The organism is Streptomyces sp. NPDC101490 (genome assembly GCF_044767145.1).
GTDB lineage: Bacteria > Actinomycetota > Actinomycetes > Streptomycetales > Streptomycetaceae > Streptomyces.
Genome location: NZ_JBIWNI010000010.1, coordinates 106,889 through 132,588, shown reverse-complemented (window position 1 = coordinate 132,588; position 25,700 = coordinate 106,889). Strand labels below are relative to the sequence as shown.

Annotated in this window: 18 protein-coding genes; 8 read left to right on the top strand and 10 right to left on the bottom strand. The window is 74.1% G+C overall.

What is annotated here, in order from left to right:
* Positions 1 to 548: 548 nt before the first annotated feature.
* Complete coding sequence (locus tag ACIRQY_RS20305) at positions 549 to 2,015, top strand: PP2C family protein-serine/threonine phosphatase (RefSeq protein ID WP_403927556.1); 1,467 nt, start codon at positions 549 to 551, stop codon at positions 2,013 to 2,015.
* 153 nt (positions 2,016 to 2,168) lie between these two features.
* On the opposite strand, the gene ACIRQY_RS20300 is transcribed toward ACIRQY_RS20305, so the two are convergent.
* Positions 2,169 to 3,662 carry a hypothetical protein gene (locus ACIRQY_RS20300; protein WP_403927554.1) on the bottom strand — a complete coding sequence of 498 codons (1,494 nt, stop codon included), beginning with the start codon at positions 3,660 to 3,662 and terminating at the stop codon, positions 2,169 to 2,171.
* 235 nt (positions 3,663 to 3,897) lie between these two features.
* On the opposite strand from ACIRQY_RS20300, the gene ACIRQY_RS20295 reads away from it, so the two are divergent.
* The 3 genes from ACIRQY_RS20295 (at position 3,898) to ACIRQY_RS20285 (ending at position 9,686) form a co-directional block, all read left to right on the top strand.
* Complete coding sequence (locus ACIRQY_RS20295) at positions 3,898 to 5,022, top strand: aminoglycoside phosphotransferase family protein (RefSeq protein ID WP_403927551.1); 1,125 nt, start codon at positions 3,898 to 3,900, stop codon at positions 5,020 to 5,022.
* Between the two features lie 375 nt (positions 5,023 to 5,397).
* On the top strand, positions 5,398 to 7,323 hold the full coding sequence (locus ACIRQY_RS20290) for an N-acetylmuramoyl-L-alanine amidase (RefSeq protein ID WP_403927549.1): 1,926 nt from the start codon (positions 5,398 to 5,400) through the stop codon (positions 7,321 to 7,323).
* Between the two features lie 161 nt (positions 7,324 to 7,484).
* The gene (locus ACIRQY_RS20285; RefSeq protein WP_403927546.1) at positions 7,485 to 9,686 is read left to right on the top strand and encodes a germacradienol/geosmin synthase; all 2,202 of its coding nucleotides are present in this window, start codon (positions 7,485 to 7,487) and stop codon (positions 9,684 to 9,686) included.
* A 60-nt stretch (positions 9,687 to 9,746) separates the two neighbouring features.
* On the opposite strand, the gene ACIRQY_RS20280 is transcribed toward ACIRQY_RS20285, so the two are convergent.
* The 7 genes from ACIRQY_RS20280 to ACIRQY_RS20250 form a co-directional block, all read right to left on the bottom strand.
* Complete coding sequence (locus ACIRQY_RS20280) at positions 9,747 to 10,112, bottom strand: RNA-binding S4 domain-containing protein (protein ID WP_403927543.1); 366 nt, start codon at positions 10,110 to 10,112, stop codon at positions 9,747 to 9,749.
* Positions 10,113 to 10,127: 15 nt separating this feature from the next.
* Positions 10,128 to 10,628, bottom strand: coding sequence for a hypothetical protein (locus ACIRQY_RS20275; RefSeq protein ID WP_351795943.1), 501 nt, complete (start codon positions 10,626 to 10,628; stop codon positions 10,128 to 10,130).
* 56 nt (positions 10,629 to 10,684) lie between these two features.
* Positions 10,685 to 13,762 (bottom strand): ATP-binding protein, encoded by a 3,078-nt coding sequence (locus ACIRQY_RS20270; protein WP_403927539.1) that lies wholly within the window; start codon positions 13,760 to 13,762, stop codon positions 10,685 to 10,687.
* A 246-nt stretch (positions 13,763 to 14,008) separates the two neighbouring features.
* Positions 14,009 to 15,175 carry a thiolase domain-containing protein gene (locus tag ACIRQY_RS20265; RefSeq protein WP_403927536.1) on the bottom strand — a complete coding sequence of 389 codons (1,167 nt, stop codon included), beginning with the start codon at positions 15,173 to 15,175 and terminating at the stop codon, positions 14,009 to 14,011.
* Positions 15,165 to 16,226, bottom strand: a complete 1,062-nt coding sequence (locus tag ACIRQY_RS20260; RefSeq protein ID WP_403927533.1) for a thiolase domain-containing protein — start codon at positions 16,224 to 16,226, stop codon at positions 15,165 to 15,167. The genes ACIRQY_RS20265 and ACIRQY_RS20260 overlap by 11 nt, the downstream gene beginning before the upstream one ends.
* A complete protein-coding gene (locus tag ACIRQY_RS20255) occupies positions 16,223 to 17,182 on the bottom strand; it encodes a Zn-ribbon domain-containing OB-fold protein (protein WP_403927530.1) in 960 nt (319 codons plus the stop codon). The genes ACIRQY_RS20260 and ACIRQY_RS20255 overlap by 4 nt, the downstream gene beginning before the upstream one ends.
* 474 nt (positions 17,183 to 17,656) lie before the next feature.
* On the bottom strand, positions 17,657 to 18,457 hold the full coding sequence (locus tag ACIRQY_RS20250; protein WP_351795969.1) for a crotonase/enoyl-CoA hydratase family protein: 801 nt from the start codon (positions 18,455 to 18,457) through the stop codon (positions 17,657 to 17,659).
* A gap of 184 nt (positions 18,458 to 18,641) precedes the next feature.
* Here ACIRQY_RS20250 and ACIRQY_RS20245 point away from each other — a divergent pair, with 184 nt between their 5' ends.
* The 3 genes from ACIRQY_RS20245 to ACIRQY_RS20235 all read left to right on the top strand — a co-directional run bounded on the left by ACIRQY_RS20245 (position 18,642) and on the right by ACIRQY_RS20235 (position 22,267).
* On the top strand, positions 18,642 to 20,279 hold the full coding sequence (locus tag ACIRQY_RS20245; protein ID WP_351795933.1) for an acyl-CoA synthetase: 1,638 nt from the start codon (positions 18,642 to 18,644) through the stop codon (positions 20,277 to 20,279).
* A gap of 295 nt (positions 20,280 to 20,574) precedes the next feature.
* Entirely contained in the window at positions 20,575 to 21,270 is a 696-nt protein-coding gene (locus ACIRQY_RS20240; protein ID WP_403927528.1) for a hypothetical protein, read from the top strand.
* Positions 21,271 to 21,403: 133 nt separating this feature from the next.
* Positions 21,404 to 22,267: a DUF3592 domain-containing protein gene (locus ACIRQY_RS20235; RefSeq protein ID WP_403927526.1), complete on the top strand. Its 864-nt coding sequence runs from the start codon at positions 21,404 to 21,406 to the stop codon at positions 22,265 to 22,267.
* 119 nt (positions 22,268 to 22,386) lie between these two features.
* Here ACIRQY_RS20235 and ACIRQY_RS20230 read toward each other — a convergent pair whose 3' ends face one another.
* Complete coding sequence (locus ACIRQY_RS20230; RefSeq protein WP_403927523.1) at positions 22,387 to 23,907, bottom strand: alpha/beta fold hydrolase; 1,521 nt, start codon at positions 23,905 to 23,907, stop codon at positions 22,387 to 22,389.
* Positions 23,908 to 24,007: 100 nt separating this feature from the next.
* On the opposite strand from ACIRQY_RS20230, the gene ACIRQY_RS20225 reads away from it, so the two are divergent.
* Positions 24,008 to 24,823: a pentapeptide repeat-containing protein gene (locus tag ACIRQY_RS20225; protein ID WP_403927520.1), complete on the top strand. Its 816-nt coding sequence runs from the start codon at positions 24,008 to 24,010 to the stop codon at positions 24,821 to 24,823.
* 2 nt (positions 24,824 to 24,825) lie between these two features.
* Here the strand turns inward: ACIRQY_RS20225 and ACIRQY_RS20220 are convergent, their stop codons facing one another.
* A complete protein-coding gene (locus ACIRQY_RS20220) occupies positions 24,826 to 25,635 on the bottom strand; it encodes a GNAT family N-acetyltransferase (RefSeq protein WP_403927518.1) in 810 nt (269 codons plus the stop codon).
* Positions 25,636 to 25,700: the final 65 nt, after the last annotated feature.

Here is a 25,700-nt window from a genome sequence, read left to right as displayed (position 1 = left end):
GGGAGAGCCGGGACCGGCTGGAGCGCAGCCGCCACCTCGAACAGACCGAGCGGCGGGTCGCCGTGGAGCTCCAGGAGGCCGTACTGCCGCCGTGGGGGGCGCGACCGGCGCTCCGGGTGGCGCGGCCTGCGCTCCGGGCGCTCCGACTCGCCCTGTTATCGCGGGTGTTCCGGGGTTTCGGGGTGTTCCGGCCGTCCCGGCCGCCTCTGCTGCCGCATCCGTCACGTCCATCGGTCCCACCGCTCTCGTCACGTCCGTCATCGGCGTAACCACCGCCCCCGTGGGGCTCGTTGTCACGTTCCCTGCCGCGCTCACGGGCGTCTCCGCGCGTGTGCCCACCGTGCCGATTCCGTCGTCGTTCACCACCCCCGCACCGTAACGCGTCGCGGCGTGGCCGATAATCGCCGAGCCTTCGGCATATGCCGTAAGCACCACCGGATCGAGTGTTGCCAAATCCCTTACGACCCGTCGTGCGCTGTGCGACAGTCGTAGGCGGGCCTGTTCTTTCCACTTGGCCTGGCCGTACCGCGCCTGTATCGGAGTACGACATGCCGTCCCCCCTGTCCGCGGACCACCCCGCCCAGCAGCCGGAGCCGGGTGCGGTGGACGCTCTGATCTCCCAGGCCGCCAGGCTGCGCGGCGAGCTGGCCGCGGTCCGCCAGGACGCCGTGGCGAACGAGGACGACCCCCGGCAGCGGTGGCAGCGCGCCCTGTGCGATCTGGCGGTCCATCAGCTCGACGACCTCGGCTCCCATCTGGACCAGCTCCGGGCCGGCGGCCCCGAAGGGCTCGCGCCCGGGACGGACGTCGGCCCCGGCGGCGACTTCACGACCGACCCCGGCGCCGCCTACGGACAGGCGGCCCCGCCGCGCACCGGTTCGCTGCTCTCCCGGGTCGGCAGCGCCGAGTGGAACCTGCTGACGGACGAGGTCAGCTGGTCCGAGGAGCTGTTCCAGATCTTCGGACGCGCGCCCGAGAGCGGTCCGATGTCGCTGGACGACATGCCCACGATGATCTTCGCGGACGACCAGGCGCTGCTCCAGGGCATGGTGACGGACTGCCTGATCGACGGACGGCCGATCGACGGCGAGTTCCGGATCGTCCGGACGGACGGTTCCCTGCGCACCGTCCACATGACCGGCGAGCCCGTCCTCGACGCCGACGGCTGCACCGCCTCCATGTGGGCCGTCCTCCGTGACGTCAGCGAACTCCGGCGCAGCCAGCGCGCGGTCCGGGAGAGCCGGGACCGGCTGGAGCGCAGCCGCCACCTCGAACAGACCGAGCGGCGGGTCGCCGTGGAGCTCCAGGAGGCCGTACTGCCGCCGTGGCGCGGCTCGCTCCGCTTCGCCCACGACGGCCCCGCCCCGCTGGACGTGGCGGCCCACTACCTCCCCGCCGCCAGCCCCGACCTCATCGGCGGCGACTGGTACGACGCGCTGACCCTGCCCGACGGGGACGCGCTGCTCAGCGTCGGCGACCTGACCGGGCACGGGGTCGCCGCGACCTCCTCCATGGCGATGCTCCTCGGCGCGCTGCGCGGCATGGCCGTCGCGGGCATCCGCCCCGCCGCGCTGATGGGCCACCTGAACCAGCTCCTGGAATCCTCCGCGCAGCCCGCCCTCGGCAGTGCGATGTGCTGCCGGTACGACCCGGTGACCCACGCCCTGACCTGGGCGCAGGCCGGTCACCCCGCCCCGCTGCTGTTCCGCGACGGGACGGGGCACGTGCTCCGCAGGCCCGAGGGCGTCCTCCTCGGGGCCACGACCGGTGCGGTGTACGGCGAGACCGAGACCCGGCTGCTGCCGGGCGACGTCCTCGTGCTGCACACCGACGGACTGAACCGTGGCGGTGGCGCCACGGACGACGACACGGGCGCCCGGCGGCTGCTCGCCCTCGGCGACCGGCTCGTCGCGGCGCGCGACGCCCAGGAGGCGCTGCGCGCGGTCGTCGGGGAGTTCGGCGAGGAACAGCGCGAGGACGACGCCTGCGTGATGGTGGTCAGGGTCGGCAGCTGACGACCCCCGTACCCCCGCGGAGCCGCACACGGCGGGGAGCCGTCGCACGGTGAAGACCCGACGGACCCCGAATGGCGGTCGTCGCCCGTGATGGACCCGTCGTGCTCCGTGGGTTGTCGGCCCGTGGGAGTCCCGCGTCCCGGGGCCCTCCGCTCAGGCCTGCCCCGTCCTCGGGTGGTTGACCGGGGACCTGGGCAGGACCTCCTCGATCTCCTCGCGCAGGTGCTCGATCCTCGTGTGCCCGGCGTACTGGCCGGTCAGCCGGTACATCTCGCGGAGCCGGTCCCAGGTGCGGTGGGACGAGGTCTCCCCCATCGACATCAGGGCGAGCCGGGCGTAGCGGTCGGCCTGCTCCGGGTCGTCGCCGATGAAACAGGCCGAGGCGAGGGAGATGTGGTCGAAGAGCTTCGACCGGTCGTGGCCGCCGCGCCGCAGTTCCAGGGCGAGCTTGGCGTGGCGCTGGGCGGGTACCGCCGCCGACGGGTCGTGGTCGGCGAGGGTCCGGTAGGCGAGGGCCTGCATGCCGTGCATGTCGGCCTCGTCGAAGTTCTGCATCCAGCTCGGGGTCTTCTCGTCGTGCCGGTCCGACACGAACAGTTCCTCGGCCTCGCCGAGGGTGCGGCGCATCGCCTGCCCCCGGCCCATCGACGCCTGCGCCCAGGCCTCGATCGTGTGGAACATGGCCCGGGTGCGGGGCAGCACCCGCTCACCGGAGCCGACCTGCGCGAGTTTCATCAGGTCGAGGGCCTCGTCGGGACGTCCCAGGTGCACCATCTGGCGGGCCGCCCGGGACAGCGCCTCCCCGGCCCGGGGCCGGTCGCCGCCCTCGCGGGCCGCGTGGGCGGCGATCACGAAGTACTTCTGGGCGGTGGGTTCGAGACCCACGTCGTGGGACATCCAGCCGGCCAGGACGGCCAGATTGGCGGCGACGCCCCACAGGCGCCGCTGGAGGTGGTCGGCGTGCCGGTAGGCGAGCATCCCGCCCACCTCGTTGAGCTGGCCGACCACCGCCTTGCGCTGGAGGCCACCGCCCCGGGAGGCGTCCCAGGCGCGGAACACCTCCACCGAGTGCTCCAGGGCCTCGATCTCCTCCGAGCCGATGGGGGCGGCCTCGTAGCGGTCGAAGCCCGCCGGGTCGGCGTGCAGGGGATCGACGGCCCGCTGGGGGCCGGGCAGGCGTGCGGGGTCGTTCCGCAGCCAGTCGTGCATGGCGTTGCTGAGTGCGGAGCCGGCGGCAAGCGCGGCACCCGCGCCCACCAGGCCGCGTCGGTTGAGCATGAGGTCCATTCCCGTGAATTCGGTGAGGACCGCCGCCGTGCGGTCGGGCGCCCAGGGCAGCCCGTCAGGGTTCTCCGTCGCCCTGACGTCCTGCCGTCTGCCACTGCGCCCGCGCCGTACGAACCCGAGGTCCTCGATGGTCACGACACGGCCGAGTCGCTCGGTGAACAGTGCTGCCAGCACCCGGGGGACGGGATCGCGCGGGGTCTCGCCCCGGTCGATCCACCTCCGCACCCGCGAGGTGTCGGTCGCCAGCTGGGGGTGGCCCATGGCCGCCGCCTGCCGGTTGACCAGTCTCGCGAGTTCGCCCTTGGACCATCCGGCCAGGCCGAACAGGTCTGACAGGCGGGTGTTGGTTTGTCCGGTCACGTCTAAGCCCCCAGGTTCTCGGCTGAGTTGACAGTAGCCCTCTGTCATAGGCCTGGCGACAATTCGCCAGGGTTCGCCAGGGTGCGCTCGATGTTCCGCCACCCGCGCGCGGGTGTCAGGTAGGAACGCGCCACCCCGCCCCGCCGACCGGCCCTCATTCCCCAGGGTGCGGACCCGGCGGCGGGCGGGGCGACGCACGCAACTCGTCGGCACACGAAGGGATCTGTCACCCCCCATGTACACAGCATCGTCCTCCGTGTCCGCCCCTCCCCGGCCCCAGCACCGCACCCTCCCGTCGGGCACGGGTCCCTCTCTCGCCCCCGCGCCGCAGGCCGTCCGGCCGCGGCGCTGGGTCGGCGCGGGGACCCAACCGGTCAGCGGGCGGATCGACCTGTCGGGCCCCCAGGGGGCTCAGCTGAAGACGGCCATCGCCTCGGTGCACCGGATCTGCCCGGAGTTCCGGCCGGTGCAGGTGCTGCGGCGCAGCGGGCGTTCCGTCCTCGTCGTCGGGACGACCGGGCGGACCACGGCGGTCGCGAAGTGCTTACTGGACCATTCCCCCGCGTGGGTCGAGCGGTTCCGGCACGAGATAGCTTCCTACCGTTCCTTCGTCCGGCACCGTCCGCCGGTGCGGGCGCCACGGCTGATCGCGGCGGACCCGGAGGACTGCACACTGGTGATCGAGCGGATGCCGGGGCGGGCGGCGGCGCTCTCCCGCCACCCCGTCGAGGCGCCGCCCCGGACGGACGTGCGGGCCGCGCTGGGCGCGGTCGCCCGGCTCAACGCGTGGCGCCCGCCGGCCGGGACGTTCGACGCGCCCCTGGACTACGGGAGGCGGATCGCGCGCTTCCACGAGCTGGGGCTTCTGACCGACCGGGACCGGGACGACCTGCAGAAGCTGATGCGCGGACTGGCCCACGCGGGCGGCCGTCAGGGCATGGGGCAGTTCTGTCACGGCGACGCCCTGCTCTCCAACATCCTCCTCTCCCCGGCGGGTCCGGTGCTCGTCGACTGGGAGCACGCGGGCTGGTACCTCCCGGGGTACGACCTGGCGACCCTGTGGGCGGTGCTCGCCGACGCGCCGCTGGCCCGGCGCCAGATCAGCCAGCTCGCCCAGCAGGCGGGGCCCGCGTCCCGGGACGCGTTCCTGGTGAACCTGATGATCGTCCTGACCCGGGAGATCCGGACCTACGAGACGGCGGTGCAGCGCACCATGAAGGAGGCTCCGCCGGCCGGCTCGGTACCCGTGCCCACGGGGGCGCTCGCTCCCGGGGAGGAACAGCGGCTGCTCCTGAGGCGGCTGCACGACGACTGCGCCATGGCACGGCGGGCCGTGCGCGCGGCGGTCGGGACGCGCTGAGGCGCCGGTCCGGTCGACGACGACGGGGGTGGGTGCGCCGTGCGCCCGGTGCCGACACACCGGGACGCGGCGCATCGGCGCGTCCGGACCGCCGCGCGCACGGCCCGTGGGCTCGTGCCGAGCGGCCATGGGTCCACGCCGCTGACGCGTCCCAGGCCCGGGGCCCCGCTGCCGCGAAACTCCTCCGAACGGCCTCCGTTCCCGCTCTGACGTGGGAACTTTCTGGCGATAAGGCGTGATTGACGGATCGTCCGGGAGCCGATACCCCTGTACGGGTTCGGTCCCGCACGCCCCCGTGTCACCCCGCCTCAGGAGGCTGCCTTGCTCCGTTCCACGTCCCCGGGACGTACCCCGGCACCACGTGTCCCGAGGGCGGTGGGCGCGCTCGCGTCGGCCGCCCTGCTGCTGCCGCTGCTGTCCGCCGCGCCTCCGGCGGGCGCCGAGACGCCCGGTGCGGGCGTCCTCCAGGGGCAGTTCGCCCGAGCCGCCGCGCGGCACGGCGTACCCGAGAGCGTGCTGCTGGCCGTCTCGTACCTCCAGTCGCGCTGGGACGCCCACGGTGGTGCTCCCAGCGTGACCGGGGGGTACGGGCCGATGCACCTGACGGACGCGGTGACGGCCCTGGCCGGGGAGGTCCCGCACCACTCGGACGGCGCGGAGGACGCGCGCGGCGACTCCTCGCGCGCCGTGCGCTCCGGCGCGCGGGTCCCGGCGGCCGTACCGGACCGGTCGTCGCTGCCTCCCCGGCTGCGGACCCTGGATCGCGCCTCGGCGCTGTCGGGCATCCCGGCGGAGGAGCTGCGGACCGGCTCGGCGGCGAACATCGAGGGCGGGGCGGCCCTGCTGGCCGCCGCGCAGCGCGAGGCCGGGCTCCCGGCGAGCGCGGATCCGGCCGACTGGTACGGGGCGGTGGCGCGGTACTCGGGCGCGGACGACTCGGCGACGGCGGCGGTGTACGCGGACGACGTGTTCGAGGTGATCAGGACCGGCGAGTCGCGCACGACGGACAGCGGGCAGGCGGTGCGGCTGGCGGCGGCGCCCGGGGTGGCGCCGGTCACCGGTCAGCTCGCGGCGCTCGGGCTGCGCCGTCCGGCCGGGGGGCCGGTGGAGTGTCCCCGCACGGTGGCGTGCGAGTGGGTGCCCGCGCCGTACGAGGAGTTCGGCGACGGCGACTACGGCAACCACGACAAGGCGGACCGGCCGGGGTCCCAGTCGGTCGACTACATCGTCATCCATGACACCGAGGCCACCTGGGACACCACCCTGAAGCTGGTGCAGGACCCGACGTACGTGTCGTGGCAGTACTCCCTGCGTTCCTCGGACGGGCACGTGGCCCAGCACCTGCCGCTCAAGGACGTGGGCTGGCACGCGGGCAACTGGTTCGTGAACGCCAAGTCGGTGGGTCTCGAACACGAGGGCTTCCTGACCTCGCCGGACTCCTGGTACACGGAGGCGATGTACCGCTCGTCGGCGCGGCTCGTGCGGTATCTGGCCGCCCGGTACGACATCCCGCTCGACCGGCGGCACGTACTGGGTCACGACAACGTGCCGGGGACGGTGACGTCCACGATCAGGGGCATGCACACGGACCCGGGCCCGTTCTGGGACTGGGCGCACTACTTCCGGCTGCTCAGCCGTCCGTTCGCGCCGAGCGCGGGTCCGGACGCCGGGGTGGTGACGATCCGGCCCGACTACCCGTCCCACCGGCCGGTCTACACGGACTGCGGGACGGCGGGCGAGGCGTGCGCGCCGCACGGGAGCGGGGCCGTGCGCCTGCACACCGCGCCGAGCTCCGACGCGCCCCTGGTGCGGGACATCGGGCTGCGGCCGGGCGGGCAGGACTCCACCACGGGGATCGACGACACCGGGGCGCGCGCCTCGACGGGGCAGAGCTACGCGGTGGCGGAGCGCCGGGGCGACTGGACGGCGATCTGGTACCTCGGGCAGAAGGCGTGGTTCCACAATCCGCGGAGGGAGCCGACGGCGGTGAACTCCCGGGGGCTCGTCCTGACCCCGAGGAAGGGGCTGGCGGAGGTGCCGGTGTACGGGAGGGCGTACCCGGAGGCGTCGGCGTATCCGGCGGGGGTGCCGGTGCAGGCGGTGTCGCCGTTGCCGTACAAGCTGCTCGCGGGGCAACGGTACGTGGTGGGTGACCGTACCCCGGGCGAGTACTTCTTCGCGCCTACGTTCGATACCAGTGGGCACAGGGTCGTTCGGGGCCAGGAGGAGTACTACCTGATTCAGTTCGGCCATCGCGTGGCCTTTGTGAAGGCCGCTGACGTGCGGGTTTCCCGAGCCTGACGAGAGACCGACCGAAACGTGCGGGGTGGTGCCGGATGAGCGATCCGACACCACCCCATTGGCGTTCATAGGACTATTCAAGAGATCGCGTGCGGCTTCCGGGCGACGGGTAAAGGTGGGCCGGACAACCACCACCCATTCACCGGAAGGCACTTCCGCACATGCCACAGCCCTTCGTTATGCCGGATTTCTATGTTCCGTATCCGGCACGGCTCAATCCCCATCTGGAGACCGCCCGCACCCACACCCGCGAGTGGGCACGGACGATGGGGATGCTGGAGGGCTCGGGCGTCTGGGAGCAGGAGGACCTCGACTCCCACGACTACGCGCTGCTCTGCTCCTACACCCACCCCGACTGCGACGCCGGGGCACTCGACCTCGTCACCGACTGGTACACGTGGGTCTTCTTCTTCGACGACCACTTCCTGGAGGTCTTCAAGCGCCCCCAGGACCGGCCGGGCGGCAAGGAGTACCTGGACCGGCTGCCGTCGTTCATGCCCGCCGACCCCGCCGCCGGGATGCCCGAGCCGGCCAACCCCGTCGAGGCGGGGCTCGCCGACCTCTGGAGGCGAACCGTTCCCTCGATGTCCGAGGGCTGGCGCGTCCGGTTCGCGGAGGCCACCGAACACCTGCTGTACGAGTCCCTGTGGGAGCTCGACAACATCAACGACGGACGGGTGGCCAACCCCGTCGAGTACATCGAGATGCGGCGCAAGGTGGGCGGCGCGCCCTGGTCCGCCGGGCTCGTCGAGTACGCGGCGGGCGCCGAGGTCCCCGCCCGGGTCGCGTACTCCCGGCCGCTGCGGGTGCTCAGGGACGCCTTCTCGGACGCCGTCCACCTGCGCAACGACCTCTTCTCGTACCAGCGCGAGGTGGAGGAGGAGGGCGAGAACAGCAACGGCGTGCTCGTGCTGGAACGCTTCCTCGGCTGCACCACCCAGCAGGCGGCCGAAGCCGTCAACGACCTGCTGACCTCCCGGCTCCAGCAGTTCGAGAACACCGCGCTGACCGAGGTCCCCCGGCTCGCCGCCGAGAAGGGGCTCGACCCGGCCGAACGCGCGGCCGTCGCCGCGTACACCAAGGGACTCCAGGACTGGCAGTCCGGCGGCCACGAATGGCACATGCGCTCCAGCCGCTACATGAACGAGGGCATGACCGGCGGACCGTCCCTCATCGGCGGTGTCCTCGGCACGTCCGCGCTCGACGTCCGCACCCTCTTCGGCCGCCCGGCCGCCGCCCGGCTGCGGACCCTCACCCATGTGCCGCACCAGCCCGTCGGGCCCTCACTGGTGCCCGAGATCGAACTGCCGTACCCGCTCACGCTCAGCCCGCACCACGCGGAGGCCAGACGTCGATCCCTGGACTGGGCCGAGGGCTTCGGACTGCTCGACGACCTCTGGGACCGGCCGCTCGCGGAGGGCTTCGACCTGGCGCTGTGCGCGGCGGGGCTCGACCCGGACGCCACGGTGGAGGAGCTGGAGCTGAGCTCCGAGTGGCTGACCTGGGGCACCTACGCGGACGACTACTACCCGTCCGTCTTCGGCCGCCCGCGCGACCTCGCCGGGGCCCGGGACCAGACCGAGCGGTTCAAGTCCTGTATGCCGACGGACGATCCGGCCGTCGGGGCGGAACGTGCCGTGAACCCGCTGGAGCGGTCACTGGCCGACCTCTGGGCGCGCACCGCGGGCCCGATGGCCCCGGACGCCCGCGCGCAACTGCGCCACGCCCTCGACGTCATGCTGGAGAGCTGGATGTGGGAGCTGCACAACCAGGCGCAGCACCGGGTGCCCGACCCGGTCGACTACATCGAGATGCGCCGCAGCACCTTCGGCTCCGAACTGACCACGCTGCTCTGCCGGTTGCGGCACTCGGAGGCGCTGCCGCCGGAGCTGTACCGGTCCGGGACGGTGCGCGCCCTGGAGAACGCGGTGATGGACTACGGGGCCCTGATCAACGACCTCTTCTCGTACCAGAAGGAGATCGAGGTCGAGGGCGAGGTGCACAACGGGGTCCTGGTGCTCCAGACGTTCTTCGACTGCGACTATCCGACGGCGGTCACGATGGTCCACGACCTGATGCGGGGGCGGCTGCGCCAGTACGAACTCCTGAAGCAGCGTGAGGTTCCGCTGCTGTACGCCGAGTTCGGGCTCGACGCGGCGGGCCGGGCGGCCTTCGGGACCTATCTGCGGGAGCTGGAGGACTGGCTGGCGGGGGTCCTCAACTGGCACCGGAAGGTGAGCCGTTACGGTGCCGGGGACGTCCACGCGGGCAGCGGTGCCCCGCTGGTGGGCCGGGGCCCGACCGGGCCGGGCACCTCGGCCGTCCGGATCGGCGCGCTCATCGGGTCCACGGTGCGCCGCTGACACGGCGGCGGGCCGCCCCCGGACGGTTCCGGGGGCGGCCCACGGGCCGGGTCCGCGCGCTCAGGCCTCGCGGCCGCGCAGCTGGTCCAGCTCGCGGCGGTCCCGCTTGGTGGGGCGCCCCGCGCCCCGGTCGCGGACCGCGGCGACGGCGACCTGCTCGCGCGGCGGCGGGGGCGGGCTGTTGTCGACGAACGCCTCGGCGGCGACCGGCGGGCCGACCCGCTTGGTGTGGAGTTCCTTCACCTCGACGATCCGCTCCCGGCCCCCGTGCAGGATCCGGACCTCGTCGCCCGGCTTCACCGGCTGGGCGGGCTTGACCCGCTCCCCGTTGACCTTGACGTGTCCGGCCCGGCAGGCCGCGGCGGCCTGCGGGCGGGTCTTGGTGAGGCGGACCGCCCAGATCCAGCTGTCGACGCGCGCGCTCATCGGCCCCGCTCTCCCTCAGCCCTGCTGGAACAGCTCGGCGGGCAGCGGCTTGAGCAGCGCGTACAGGTCGTCGGTGATCGGCCGGTCCCAACTGGCGATCGTCACCAGGACGTTGTCGCTGCGGTCGAACTGGACGCAGGAGATGCGGCTCTCCGAGAGCTTGACGCGGCGCACGATGAGGAGGTTGTCCCCCTGCATCACCGGCACGTCCTCGGTGTCGAGGACCTCGATCGGCTCGTCGTTCTCCAGGGCGTCGAGCAGTTGGGCGACCTCGAAGGGAATCTGGCCGTCCGCGAGCTCCCGCGCCGGGGAGCCCTGCGGCAGATTGCCGATGATCATCGCGGGGCCGCGGCCGCCGAAGAGGTCGTACCGGAGGAAGACACCCTGGCAGGAGCCGTCGGGAGCGGGCAGCAGACCGGCGCCGAGGTTACCGGGCCAGTCTCCCGGATCCATGGCCAGGACATCGAAGTCCGGGCCCGCGGGTGTGGCGGCGCTGCGGCGGCGGAGGAAGGACATACGGCCATGGTACGTGCCCCGGCGCGCGACGCGACGCGCCGGGCGGCTCCCGGCGCTCACTCCCGTCCGGCGGATTCGGAAGGGTCTCCTCCGGTGTTCCGCAGGGCCTGATCGAGTCCCGTCCGGTCGGTGCCGAGCTTGCGGTAGACGGCCGAGAGGAGGTGGGCGACGGCGGTCGGGTCGGTCCCGAGGACGGTGGCCGCGTCCTGGTCGCGGACGGTGAGGTTGGCGGCGGCCCGCTCACGGGCGGTGAGGCTGTGGGTGCCCGCCGGGTGGAGCGCGCGGGGGCGCAGTCCGGCCGCGGCCAGCTCGGCCCGTGCCGTCTCGACGAGGGCGTCGGCGCCGCAGTCCTGGGCGGTCTCCAGGCCCCGGTAGAGGTGCTCGGCCGCCTCCGCGGCGCGCTCGGTGCGGCGCAGGGCCGCTCCGAGCGCGACCAGGGAGCGGGCCAGCTCGTAGGCGGCCGGGGACTGGTCGAGCCAGTCGACGGACTCCTCCAGGAGCTTGATCCGCTCGGGTCCCTCGGAGACCTCGGCGGCCACCCGGAGTGCCTGGCCGATCGCGGACGGCGCGCCGTACTGGCGGGCGCGGGCGACGGCCTCGTGGGCGGTGGCGAGGCCCTTCGCCGGGGAGGTCGCCGCCTCGGCGAGGGCGAGGTGGAGCTGCCAGGGACAGCAGGAGGGGTTGCGCTTGCCGCGCGGGTCGAGGCGCCTGCCGACGGCGGCCAGTTCCTCGGCGGCCTCCTGGGTGCGGCCGGTGGCCAGCAGCAGTTCGGCGTGGACGGTCTCGCAGTCGGGGATGGTGACGGCGGCGGGGAACGGTTCGCCGAAGTCGTGCTCGCGGGCGACCCGCTCGGCCTCGTCCGTACGGCCCCGGGCGATGAGGACCTCGATCATGACGCCGGTGGCGTACCAGAGGGCCGGGGTGCGGGCGCCGACGCGCTCGGCGAGGCGGAGTCCGGAGCGGGCGAAGTCCTCGGCCTCCATCAGCCGGCCGCGCCGGAAGCGGATGTAGCCGATGAGGGTGTACGCGAAGGCCAGGTGCGCGCCGCGCCAGCCCTGCTTCTCGAACTCGGCGGTTCCGGCGGCGAAGAGTTCCTCGGCGCGGCCGGGCCGGTCGGCGTACAGGTGGAGGAGGGCCACGAGGACGGGCACTTCGAAGCCCCTGCTCTCGTCGGCCCAGGTCAGGCCGCCTTCGAGGGCGCGCTCGGCGTGTTCGAGGGCGACGGAGGAGGGTTCGGCGCGCAGGGTGGCGTCCCAGGCGCGGAGTCCGATGATGTACCGCTCGGTGACGTCCCGGCCGGTGAGCCGGTCGGCGAGGGCCGCGAGGCGCCGGGACCGGGCGGGTGATTCGGGTTCGTCGGCGCGCAGCGCGTCCCACATGAACTTCTCGGCCTGCATCCGCAGGCGGCTGCGGGCGTCGGTGGCCTGCCGGGCCTCGCAGCCGAGGAGTTCGGACGCCTCGGCGAGCCGGTCGCTGTGGGCGAGGACCTGGGCCAGCCGGTAGACGATGCCGTGGCGCAGCGCCGGGTCGGCGACGGGTTCCTCCAGGGCGGCGCGCAGATGGTTGACGGTGGTGGCGGGTTCGGTGAGGAGCGAGGAGCAGCCCAGTTCGAAGAGGACGGCGGCCCGGTCGGCGGGGGCGGGTGGTTCCCGCAGGGCGCGGGCGAGGTAGCGGCGGGCCGCGTCGGGGGCTCCCGCGCGCAGGGTCTCGCTCGCGGCGGCGCGCAGTTGGTGCACGACCCCCGAGTCGCCCTCGGGGTGGGTCTCCAGGAGGTGGCGGGCGGCCGCGGTGGGGCCGAGGCCCGCGTCCACGACGCACCAGGCGGCCTGGCCGTGCAGGGCGACGCGCAGGCCGTCGGGGATGGAGCGGTAGACGGCGCTGGCGATGAGCGGGTGGACGAACTGGAGGGGGTCGTCGGGGTGCTCCGCCTCGGCGAGGACGCGGGCCTCGCGGAGCCGGGCGGCGCAGTCCGCGACCGCTTCGCCGCCGAGTCCGGCGACGGAGCCCGCGAGCTGGGGCGAGATCTCGGTGCCGAGGACGGCGCAGGCCCAGGCGAGGCGGACGGTGGCGGTGCCGAGCCGTTCGAGGCGGGTGACGAGTCCGGCGCCCTTGAGGGCGGCGACGAGGTCGCGGAGCGCGGGTGCGGAGTCGGCGGTGGGTGTGAGGCCGTGGTCGCGGACCTTGGCGGCGAGCTCCACCGCCTCGAAGGGGTTGCCGGAGGTGACGGTCCAGAAGTCGCGGCAGAAGACCTCGTCGGCGTGGGCGCCCACCTGGTCGCGGACGAGCCGGGTGACGGCGTCGGAGGTGAGCGGGGCGAGTCCGAGCGGGCGCTGTCCGGACCTGCGGCCGGTGAATTCGACTCCTTCGTCGGGGAGTTCGTCGGGCCGGTAGGCGACGACGAGGAGCATGGGCAGCTCTTCGGCGCGCGGTGCGAACGCGGCGAGCCAGCCGAGGGACTCGGGGTCGGCCCAGTGGGCGTCGTCGAGGACGACGACGAGGGGCGCGCGGCGGACGGCGAGGTGGGTGAGGACCCAGTCGAGTCCGTCGCGCAGGCCCTGCGGGTCGGGCGGCGATCCCTCGTCGGAGGCGCGCAGGCCGAGGGCGGGGCCGACGATGTCGTACCAGGAGCCGAGCCGTTCGCGCAGTTCGGTGTCGGTGGCGTGGGCCAGCTGGGGCTGGAGGAGCTGCCGGGCGACGTGGAAGGCGACCTGCTGTTCCTGGTCGCCGCCCCGGGCGGAGAGGACGGTGCAGCCGCGGGCGGCGGCGCGGCGCCGTATCTCGGTCAGCAGGGTGGTCTTGCCGAGTCCGGCGGGTGCGGCGTAGGCGAGGATGCCGCCGCGCCGGGCTCCCGGCGGGTGTTCGCCCGCCTCGGTGGCGGGGGCGCCGGGGAGCGGGGCGGCCGTGGTCCCCTCGTCGGTGGCGGGGGTGCTTCCGGTACGGGGCCTGGCCTCCTCGTGTCCGAGTCCGGGCAGGGCGACGAGGCGCGGGCGGAGTGCGGGCACGCGGTCGGGCCAGGGCGGGTCCTCGACGAGGCCGGTCAGCAGGTCGAGGGCCTCCTCGGCCGCGTTGAGCGCCGCTTCGCGTTCGAAGAGGCCGAGTCCCCGACGGGCCGTCCGACCGTTCCGCTGTGCCACGTTCCACCCCCACCACCGGGGGCGTGCGCCGGGCGCACGATCGGGATGCCCGGCGGGTAGCCCCGCGAAAACCCCAGCGTACGCCGGTCGGTGGGCCCCGTGCCGGGCAAACGTGGAGGTGGCCTCCCTCGATTGTCGGCCGCCCCGGCCGGACCGGTGTGCGCCGGGCGGCCGTCCGGCCCGTCCGGAGCGGGACCGCCCCGGTGACGGGCCCGGCTCCGGTTACGTACTGCCTCCGGTAGGTGCTCAGCCGGTGGGCGGGGTGTCTCCCACGAGCCACATGGCGAAGAACTGCGCGCCTCCTCCGTAGGCGTGGCCGAGGGCCCTGCGGGCGCCTTCGACCTGGTGCTCGCCCGCCTCTCCCCGTACCTGGAGGGCCGCCTCGGCGAAGCGGATCATTCCGGAGGCGCCGATGGGGTTGGTGGAGAGGACTCCGCCGGAGGGGTTCACGGGCAGGTCGCCGTCGAGTTCGGTGACCCCCGCCTCGGTGAGCTTCCAGCCCTCGCCCTCCTCCGCGAAGCCGAGGTTCTCCAGCCACATCGGTTCGTACCAGGAGAACGGCACGTACATCTCGACGGCGTCGATCTGGCGCCTCGGGTCGGTGATGCCCGCCTGCCGGTAGACGTCGGCGGCGCAGTCCCGGCCCGCCCGGGGCGAGACGAAGTCCTTCCCCGCGAAGAGGGTGGGTTCGCTGCGCATCGCCCCGCCGTGCATCCAGGCGGGCGGGCGGGGTGCGCGGGCCGCGCCCGCGCGGTCGGTGAGGACCATGGCGCAGGCGCCGTCCGAGGAGGGGCAGGTCTCGGAGTAGCGGATGGGGTCCCAGAGCATCGGGGAGGACTGGACCTTCTCCAGGGTGAGGTCGTGCTCGTGGAGGTGGGCGTAGGGGTTCTTGAGCGCGTTGCGCCGGTCCTTGTACGCGACGAGGGAGCCGATCGTGTCGGGGGCGCCGGTGCGGCGCATGTAGGCGCGGACGTGCGGGGCGAAGAAGCCCCCGGCGCCCGCGAGCAGCGGCTGCTGGAAGGGGACGGGCAGGGAGAGGCCCCACATGGCGTTGGACTCGGACTGCTTCTCGAAGGCGAGGGTGAGGACGGTGCCGTGGACGCGGGCGGCGATCAGGTTGGCGGCGACCAGGGCGGTGGAGCCGCCGACGGAGCCGGCGGTGTGCACGCGGAGCATGGGTTTGCCGACCGCGCCGAGCGCGTCGGCGAGGTACAGCTCCGGCATCATCACGCCCTCGAAGAAGTCCGGTGCCTTCCCGATGACGACGGCGTCGATGTCCGCCCAGGTCAGTTCCGCGTCCGCCAGGGCGCGGACGGCGGCCTCGCGGACGAGTCCGGCGAGGGAGACGTCCCGGCGGGCGGCGACGTGTTTGGTCTGGCCGATGCCGACGACGGCGACGGGCTCAGCGGACATGGGGCTCTCCTTCCAGGACGGCGACCAGGTTCTGCTGGAGGCACGGTCCCGAGGTGGCGTGGGCGAGGGCCCGGTCGGACGCGCCCCGGTGGACGCGGGCGGCGGCCTCGCCGAACCGGATGAGCCCGGCGGCCATGACCGGGTTGGCGGCGAGCGCTCCGCCGGACGGGTTGATCAGCACACTGTCGTCGAGGTCGAGGGCCTTGCGCAGCACGACTTCCTGGGAGGTGAAGGGGGCGTGGAGTTCGGCGGTGTCGACGGGCCGTTCGAAGACTCCGGCGTGTTCGGCGGCGAGGCGGGTGGAGGGTGATCTCGTGAGGTCGCGGACGCCGAGGGAGTGCGCCTCGATCCGGTGGTCCATGCCCCGGATCCAGGCGGGGCGGGCGCACAGTTCGCGGGCTCGGTCACCGGCCGCGAGGATCACCGCGGCGGCGCCGTCGCCGATCGGCGGGCAGTCGCCGGTGTGGAGGGGGCCGACGAGCCGGTCGCCCCGGGGACGGGCGCCGCGCAGCTGGGCGTGCGGGTTGCCGGTGGCGTCGGCGCGGCTGCGGGCGGCGATGCCCGCGAGGGCCTCCTCGTCGGTGTCGCCCGCGTCGAGGAGGGCCTGTGCCTGGAGGGCGGCGAGGGCCACGGAGTCGGGCCAGAGGGGGGCCAGGTAGTAGGGGTCGAGCTGGCGGGTGAGGACGTCGCGGACGGAGCCGGGCGAGGACTTGCCGTACGCGTAGACCAGCGCGGTGTCGGCCTGGCCGGTGAGGAGCTTGACCCATGCCTCGTACAGGGCCCAGGCGCCGTCGGCCTCGACGTGGGACTCGGAGATCGGCGGCCAGGCGCCGACGCCGTCGAGGGCCATGGTGAAGGAGAAGGCGCGTCCGGCGAGGTAGTCGGACGAGCCGGAACAGGTGAAGCCGATGTCGGCGGTCTTCAGGCCGGTCCGCCGCAGGACGTCGTGGAGGACGGGCATGACCATCTCGACCTCGGAGAGGTCGTCGGTGCGCCGTCGGTGGTCGCTCTGGGCGAAGGCGACGATCGCCACCTCTCGGTCGGGCCTCACAGCAGCTCCTTGTAGGTGTCGTAGTCGGCGTCGGGTTCGCCGGTGGGCCGGTAGTGGTCGGGGTACCGGCCGCCGTCGGTCCAGACGGGCTCGACCCGCAGGCCCATGCGGACCTGGTCGTAGGGGATGCCGCCGATGCGTCCGTGGAGGGCGAGCCCGGCGCCGTCGAGGGCGATGTGGGCGTAGACGTAGGGGACTTCGATGTCGGCGTTGCGGGCCTTGATGTTGACGATGCAGTAGGTGGTGACGGTGCCGCCGGGGCCGACCTCGACCCGGTCGGTGGTGGCGACCCCGCAGGCGGGGCAGGCACCTCGGGGCGGCACGTACACCTTGGCGCAGACGGGGCAGCGTTCGCCGACGGTGCGGCGTTCGGCGAGGGCTTCGAGGTAGCGGGTCTGGGCGCGGCCGGGGCTGTAGGTGTAGTCGAGGCGGGCGGGGGCGACGATGCCGGTGACGGGGGCGTCGAAGCGTCCGTCGTGGGGGCTCGCCGTGCCGTCGGGGTCGCTGTCGTACGGCTCGAAGCAGGCGATGTCGGTGATGGCGCCGGTGCGTTCGGCGGCCCAGCGGATCCGGACCCGGGCGCCGGTGCGGACGGCTTCGGGGCCGGGGGCGTCGAGGGCGTGGAGGAGGGCGGTGTCGGCGCCGTCGAGCCGGACCAGCACCCAGGCGAAGGGGGTGTCGAGGGGCTGGTGGGGGCGGGGGTGCGGGTTCCAGGCCCAGGTGGTGACGGTGCCGGTGGGGGCGACCTCGACGAGGTCGGAGAGTTCCTCGGCGGTGGCGGGGTCGTACTCGACGGGCGGGACGAGGACCTCGCCGGTCGTGGTCCGGACGCCGAGCACGGTCCGCTCGCGGAGTCCGGTGAGGAAGGCGGACTGGACGGGGCCGAGGGACCGGGTGAAGGGGAACTCGACGACGAGGGGGGCGCGGAGGGTCTCCGGCGGTGGGGTGACGGTCATGTGCGGGCTCCTGTGTCGGGAGGGGCTGCGTGGGGGTGGGCGGGTCCGGCCGGGGGCCGCCGGGCGGTCCGGCCGGGGCCCCGGGGCGGGCTCGTCGGTACGGGCGGACCCGTCGGTGCGGGCAGGCCGTCGGTGCGGGCTCCGCCCCGGACGCGGCGGAGGGGGAACGGGGGAACGCCGCTCCCGGCCAGGCCCCGGTTCCGGATCGGGCCCGATTCCGACCCCCGGTTCCGGCTCCAGGGGCGCGGTGGCGGGCGCCGCCGCTTCGCGCGGGACATCCCCGCCCAGAAATGGCCGGGGACGTCGTTCCTGGCCGACCCCGGGACTGCGGGCGGGCGGGGGCCGGGAGCTTCGTGCCCCGCGGGGCCCCGGAACCCCCGACGGAGGCCGGGAGCCCCGTGTCCGACGAGCCCCCGGACCGCGGGGGCAGGCGTCGTGCCCGACGAGACCCGGCCCCGGGGCGGGCCGTCGCCGTCACTCCCGGCGGAACTCCGGTGTCCGTTTCTCCGCGAAAGCCCGCGCGCCCTCCTTCGCGTCCGCCGTGTCGAAGATCGGCCAGCCGCGCGCGAGTTCGGCGGCCAGCCCCTCGGTCTCGGTCAGTTCGGCCGTCTCGTAGACGGAGGCCTTGACGGCCTCGACCGCGAGCGGACCGCAGGCATTGACGCGTTCGGCGAGGCCGAGCGCGGTGTCCAGGGCGGTGCCGTCGGGGACGACCCGGCCGACGAGCCCGATACGGGCGGCTTCCTCCGCGCCGTACGGACGGCCGGTGAGGAGCATTTCGAGGGCGTGGGTACGGGCGATCTGCCGGGGCAGCCGCACGGTGGAGCCGCCGATGGGGAAGAGCCCGCGCCGGACCTCGTAGAGACCGAAGGTGGCGGAGGCGCCCGCGACCCGGATGTCGGTCCCCTGGAGGATCTCGGTGCCGCCCGCGACGCAGTGCCCCTCGACGGCGGCGATGACGGGCTTGCGGGGCCGGTGGTGGCGCAGCATCGCCTTCCAGTGCAGGTCGGGGTCGGCCTTGAGCCGGTCCCGGTACCGCTCCCCCTCCATGCCCTTTCCGGCCAGGGCCTTGAGGTCCATGCCCGCGCAGAACGCGCCGCCCGCTCCGGTGAGGACGACCGAGCGGACGGCGTCGTCCGCGTCGGCCTCCAGCCAGCCGTCGTACAGGCCGACGAGCATCGGCAGCGACAGGGCGTTCTTGGCCTCGGGCCGGTTCAGAGTGAGGACGAGCGTGGCGCCTTCGCGCCGGACGCTGAGGTGTTCGGTGCCGCCCATGGGGGCCTCCCGTCTCCAGTTCTGGAACAGGTTGCAGGAGCCGGGGGTCCAGTTCAATAGTTTTCTGACACTCAGTCAGTTTCTTCTGCGCACCCCCTTCCGCCCTCGGGCGGTCGGCGCTCTAATGACCGCCGAGCCGGTGCGCACCCGTATCCGTCAGCACGAGCCGGGGTCAGGAGGAACGGTGGAGTACAACCTTGCCGACCTGTTCGAATCGGTCGTCGACGTGGTCCCCGACCGCGAGGCGCTGGTGTACGTCGACCATCCCGGCACGGGCGAGGAGCGCCGGCTCACCTACGCGGAGCTGGACGCGGCGGCCAACCGCGTGGCCCACCACCTCCTCGACGCGGGCGTGCGGCCCGGCGAACACCTGGGGCTCCACCTCTACAACGGGATCGAGTACCTCCAGACCGTCCTCGCCTGTCTGAAGGCGCGGATCGTGCCGGTGAACGTGAACTACCGGTACGTGGAGGAGGAACTGGTCTATCTCTACCGGGACGCCGACCTCGCCGCCCTCGTCTTCGACGCCGAGTTCACCGAGCGGGTCGCGGCGGCGCTGCCGCAGACGGAGAAGCTGCGGCACCTGGTGCGGGTGGGGACCCCGCCCGGGGACGCCCCGCCGCTCGACTGCGTGGCGTACGCCGAGGCGGAGGCCTCGGGCTCGCCGGGACGCGGCTTCGGGCCCCGCTCCGGCGACGACCTCTTCATCATCTACACCGGTGGGACGACGGGGATGCCCAAGGGCGTGCTGTGGCGCCAGGAGGACCTGTTCTTCGCGGGGCTGTTCGGCGGCGATCCCTCGGGAGAGCCCGTGAAGCGCCCCGAGGAACTGGCCGAACGGGTCGCCGCCGGGGGCGCGGGCATCACCTTCTTCCCTGCGCCTCCCCTGATGCACGGCACGTCCACGCTGACCGCGTTCATCGCCTTCGACTACGGGCAGCGGGTCGTCCTGCACCGCAAGTACGTCCCCGAAGAGGTGCTGCGGACCCTGGCCAAGGAGAAGGTGTCCAGCATCTCCCTGGTCGGGGACGCGATGCTGCGGCCGCTGGTGGACGCGCTGAGCGGCCCGCTGAAGGACACGGACCTGTCCGCCCTGTTCAGCCTCTCCTCGTCCGGGGCGATCATGTCGGAGACCGTACGGGCGCAGCTCCAGGAGCTGATGCCGCACGTCCTGCTGCTCAACAACTTCGGCTCCACGGAGTCCGGTTCCAATGGGCGCGCGACCGACGACTCGGGCCCCGCGAAGGGCTTCCGGCTGCACGTCAACGAGCGCACGCAGGTCGTCGATCCGGCGACGCTCGCCCCGGTCGCCCCCGGGGAGACCGGCCGTCTGGCGCAGCGCGGCCATGTGCCGCTGGGCTACTACAACGACCCGGCCAAGACCGCCGAGACGTTCTTCGAGCGGGACGGGCTGCGGTGGGTCCTCCTCGGGGACATGGCGACCGTGGACGCGTCCGGTGTGGTGACCGTCCTGGGGCGGGGTTCCCAGTGCATCAACACGGGCGGCGAGAAGGTCTATCCGGAGGAGGTGGAGCAGGCACTGAAGGCTCACCCCGACGTGTACGACGCGCTCGTCGCCGGGGTGCCCGACGCGCGCTGGGGCAGCCATGTCGCCGCCGTCGTCCAGCTCCGCGCGGACGCCCCGCCGCTGGACCTGGCGTCCCTGCAGGAGCACTGCCGGGCGCGGCTGGCCGGTTACAAGGTCCCGCGCCAGCTGGTTCTCACCGACCGCGTCCAGCGGTCCCCCAGCGGCAAGGCGGACTACCGCTGGGCCCGCACGGTGGCGGTGGACGCCGACGCGGCGGAGGGGCCCCGCGACTGAGGAGCCCCCGCCGGAGGGGCCGGACCGCCGGGACCCGGGACCCCGCAGGCGTGGCCGGACCGCCGGGACGACGGCCCCTCGGGTGGCCCGACCGCCGGGGCGACGGCCCCCGGGGTGGCCCGACCGCCGGACTCGAAGCCCACGGCCCGGTGGTCGGACGACCGGGACCCCGCCCCCGTCGCCGGGCCGTCGGACCGTCTGACCACCGGGATCGAAGGCCCGGCCCGAGGGCGGCCGGACCGCCGGGTGCGCCCGGGGCTGTCCGTCGTCGTCCGGCGCGGGCACAATCGGGCCCATGCCGAACGCACCGGGCACCGTGCCGCCCCCGCGCCACCCGCCCGCCTACCTCGCCCTGGGGTTCCTGGTGGGCGGGGTGACGGGCGCGTCGCTGACCGCCCTCGTCAGTGGCTTCGTCGTCGGCGTGACTCCCCTGGTCGTCACGGGTCTTGTGCTGCCCGCGCTCTCGGGGATGCTCTTCTTCCTCGCCACCCGTCCGCGCGTGGCCCGGGAGGCGGCCGAGGTGCCGCGCACCGCGCTCGCCGCGATCGAGAGCCTCGAAGCCTCCGAGGGCGAGGCCAGTGACGTGCCGGTGCGGTTCGAGCTGTCCGTGGCGCCGGACGGCGCGGCCCCGTTCCGCGTGGAGGTACGGCAGGACGTGCACCTGTCGGAACTGCCGGGCTACCGGCCGCGCGGGGTGGTGGTCGTGGAGTACCCGCCGGAGCGGCCCTGGAAGACCCGGATCGTACGACGGCCGACGCCTCGGTGGGAGGAACGAGCGTCGGTGGCACGGGTGGACCCGGCGCCCGGTCCGGTCCTGCGGCACGAGGTCCCGAGCGACTGCCTCGGCTCCCTCCTCTCCCTCCTCGGGCTGCTGATCGGCGCGGCCGTCGTCCTCCTGTTGTTCCGCGCCGACCTGTTCGGCGCCCCCGGCGACACCGGAACCCCCGGGCGGTCCGTCTCGTCGTTGTCCACGGACCCCGGGACGCGTTGACCGGCGGCTCTCCGCCGGAAGCGACCGGGGGCGGGCGCCGGGCCTCACGGGCCGGGCACGATGCGGCGGGGAGGGTCCCGCGACGGGGCACGACGACCGCGCGGCGGTCGGACGAACGGGAGGACGAAGGCGCATGGGGTGGGACGAGTTCCTGGTGCTGTGGTGCGCGGGGTGGGCCGTGACGGCGGTGGTCGGGCTGGTCAGGTCGCTGGCCGGGCTGACGAAGGCACAGCGGACGGTACGGCTCGCGGGGCGGATCACCCGGGTCCGGGAGCCCCGGCACGGCGGGTCCCGGCTGGGCGGGATATCGGTGGTCGTCTCCTACCGCGACCCGGTGTCCGGGCAGGACGTCGTCGTGACGAACGACGGGGAACGCGGTGAGACGCTCACCGTCGCCTGGGAGGGCCGGGAGATCGGGGTCAGCCATCCCCGGGGCGCGCCGCACGCCTACCGGTTCTCCCCCGCCCCGGAGGAAGCCGGCCAGGGGCTCGGGTGGCCGATGGGCGCCCTCTTCCTCGTCTACGCCGGGCTGGTGGTCCTCGCCGCGCTCGCCTGGGGGTGGCCCTGGACGCTGGTCGGCTTCGGCTGGCCGTGGGCGGTCGTCGCCGCCGCCCATCTGCCCGGGACCGTCCGCGCCAAGAACCGGCGGCTCGGGAGGCTGGCCGCGATGGAGAGCGTCCGGGGGCGGGTCGTCGCGGTCCTCAAGGACGTCAGCGTCGATGAGGACGACGGCCACACCCGTACGACCGTCACCCCGGTCGTGTCGTTCACGACCCGCGCGGGGACTGCCGTCCTCGCCCACTGCGCCGCGAACCTGCCGGACCCCGCCGACTCCTACGGCCGTGACGTGACGGTCCACTACACGCCGTCCGATCCGGCCGAGTTCACGCTGGACCGCGCGGCCGAGCACCGCTCCGAGGAGACCGAGGTGACGGTCAACGTCCTGGTCATCGTGGTGCTCGTGGTGACGGCGCTGGTGGGCCTGGCGATGCTCTGATCCTCCACCGCCCTCCGGCCCGGCCGGTCGCCCCGGACGCGGACCGGCGTCCTCGGACGTGCGGTCGTCCTACGGGCCGTGGCACGGTACGATCCCCGACCCGCCCGGGTGTTCGTCCGTCAGACTCCGAACTCCCGCAGTGCCGACAGGAATTCCTCCGGCCGCTCCGTGTGCACCAGGTGGCCCGCCCCGATCGTGACGAGACGGGCGCCGGGGACGCGCCCGGCCAGCCAGGACATCCGGTCCTGCGGCACGTGGCTGGCCGGTCCGCCCGCCACGACGAGGGTGGCGGCGGTGATCGCGGACAGGCCCTCGCACCAGGACGGATCCGGATCGTTCAGCTGGGTGTCGGTGGCCGGGACGATCTCCCAGTCGAAGCCGAGGGCGCCCTCGGGGCGTACCGCGGGCGGGCGCGGCGGGTCCAGCGGGAGGAAGACCGGGGGCTCCTCCAGGACGAGCCTGCCGATGAGTCCGGGCTCGCGCGCGGCGAGCAGACACGCCGCCCCCGCGCCCATCGAGTGCGCGACGACGGTAGCGCCGCCGAGTCCGAGGGCCTTCAGGAAGCCGCCCAGTTCGTCGCGGAAGGCGTCGAAGCCGTAGCCTCCGGGCCGGTCGCTGAGTCCGTGGCCGCGCAGGTCGACCGCGTACACCCGGCGGTCGGCGGCCAGTTCGGCGGCGATGCGTTCCCAGGTGGTTCCGTTCTCGCCTCGCCCGTGGACCAGGACGACCGGCGGGGCGCCCTCGGGGCCGCGTACCCGGTGGGCGAGGCGGACGCCGTCCACGGTGACCGTACGCACCTCCGGATCGAGGAAGGCGGCGACCGCGCGGACGAACCCGGGGCCGTCGTCCACCCACGGGTAGTGCCCGGCGCCCGGCAGGACGACGAGTTCCGCCGACGGGAAGCGGGCCGCGCCCTCGGCCGCCGTGGCCGGCGTGGGGCCCGCGTCGCGCTCCCCCGCCAGGACCAGGACCGGTGCCGTGAGCGCGGCCAGCGCGCGGCGGGTGGACTCCGGGTCGTACGCCCCCTCGCCGTGATAGGCGGAGGCGGCCTCCTCGTGCGTCTGTGCCGCCTCGGTCGCCGCGTGCTCCCGGGCCGGCCCGTCCCAGCGGCCGTACGTGAAGGGGGCGACGGCCTCACGGACGCGGGACGGCGGGGTGTCTGGGCCGACCGCGTCGAGGGCCGTACGGGCCTCCGGGTACCAGGGCCGGTCGGCGAAGCCCTCCACCACCGCGTCCCACTCCGCTTCCGTGCTGCCGATGCCGAGCGCGCGGCCGACGGAGGTGACGAGGACGAGGGACCGGACCCGCTCGGGGTGCGCGGCGGCGTACAGGGTGGCGAGGTTCCCGCCCGCCGAGTGGCCGAGGAGGTCGATCCGCTCCCGTCGGAGGTGGACGCGGAGCGCCTCGACGTCGCCGACCTGCCGGTCGCAGCGGTACGTACCGGGGTCGGCCGGTACGGCGGAGGCCCCGGTGCCCCGGGCGTCGAGCAGGACCAGGGCCCGGTGGGCGCCGAGCCCGCCGAGGTCGCCGAGGTAGTCGGCGTCGCGCATCGGCCCGCCCGCCAGGCACACCAGCGGTTCCCCCTCGCCCACGACCCGGTAGGCGAGTTCGGTCCCGTCGTACGTCGTGAAGTGCGGCATGACGCCGATCCTCACCGGCCCTGGATGATCTTCGCAACCGATTTCGGCGGGCGCGATACGGTGGACGGACCGTCCCGTCCAGCGAAGGAATCGTTTCACCGTGCCCGATACCCGGGAGTCCGCGCTGCGCGGCGACTGCGCCAGTTGTTTCGGTCTGTGCTGTGTGGCGCTGCCCTTCGCGAAATCGGCCGACTTCGCCGTGGACAAGGCCTCGGGCGAGCCCTGCCGGAACCTCCGGGACGACTTCCGCTGCGGCATCCACACCCGGCTGCGGCCCAGCGGCTTCCAGGGCTGCACGGTGTACGACTGCTTCGGCGCGGGCCAGCGGGTCTCCCAGGTCACCTTCGGCGGCGTGTCCTGGCGCGAGGCCCCCGGGACCGCCCGGCAGATGTACGACGTCTTCCAGGTGGTGCGCCAGCTCCACGAACTGCTGCGCTACCTCACCGAGGCCCTGGACCGTCCGGCGGCGCGGCCGGTCCATCCCGGGCTGCGGACGGCGCTCGCCCGTGTCGAGGAGCTGGCCGGGGCCCCGGCGGACCGGCTGGAGCGGTTGGAGGTGTCCGAGGTGCGCGCCGAGGTGAACCGCCTGCTGCTACGCACCAGCGAACTGGTCCGCGCCACGGCCGGTGGGAGGCCGAGGAGCAGGCGCGGGGCGGACCTGGTCGGGAAGCGGCTGCGGGGGGCGAAGCTGCGGGGCACCGATCTGCGCGGGGCGCTGCTCATAGCCGCCGATCTGACCGGGGCGGATCTGTCGCTCACGGACCTGATCGGCGCCGATCTGCGGGACGCCGAGCTGTCGGGGGCGGATCTCACGGGTGCCCTGTTCCTCACCCAGCCGCAGCTGAACGCGGCGCGGGGGGATGCCGGGACCGTCCTCCCGGCGGGTTTCGAGCGTCCGGCGCACTGGACGCCCTGACGTCACGGGCTGTCCGTGCCGTGCTCCCCCAGTCCGGCGCGGAGGTCGTAGGTGTACGGCGTGGTGGTGGACAGGGTGAGGAAGCCGAGGCGCCGCAGGATCGGGCGGCTTGTGTCGGCCGCGTCGACCTGGACGTAGCGGTGGCCGTGCGCCGCCGCGATCCGGGCGCGGTGGGTGACGAGCGCGCGGTAGAGGCCACGTCCGCGCCAGCCTTCGACGGTGCCGCCGCCCCACAGGCCCGCGAAGTCGGTGCCGGGGGTGAGTTCGAGCCGGGCGGCGCTGACGGGTTCGCCGTCGGCGAGGGCGACGACGGCGGGCGGGGTCGCCGGGTCGGCTGCGAGCTGTTCCAGGAGGCGCGGTCCGAGATGGCCGCTGTCGGTGCCGAAGGCACGGGTGTGGACCTCGACGACCTGGCGCACGCCGGTCTCGTCGGTGACCTCGCGGAGTTCCACGCCGTCGGGCACGGGGACGTCCGGCAGGTTGTCGGCCTCGGCGACCATCAGGGTCTCGGGGTCCTCGGGGGTGAAGCCCGCGGCGCGGAGACGGTCGCCGAGGTCGGCGGGGGTGTCGTGGCCGTAGAGCTTCCATTCGAAGGGGAGCCCGGCGGCGCGGTAGTGGGCGATCTGCGCGGCGACGGCGGTGTCGGCGGTCCGGGCGTCGAGACCGGACCAGAGCACACCGTTCCAGGCGTGCTCCGGTCCGGTCTGGCGCACGACGCCGTCGATGTGCTCGACACGGCAGCCGGGGCCGTCCGGGCGGGCTTCGCGGCGGAGTTGCCGGTCGTACAGGTCGAGGAGCTGCTGGGGGTCCATGGTGGTCACTCCAGCATCCGGGCGGGGAGCGCCGCAACGGATTTCGCCCCGGCTCCCCTCTCTCG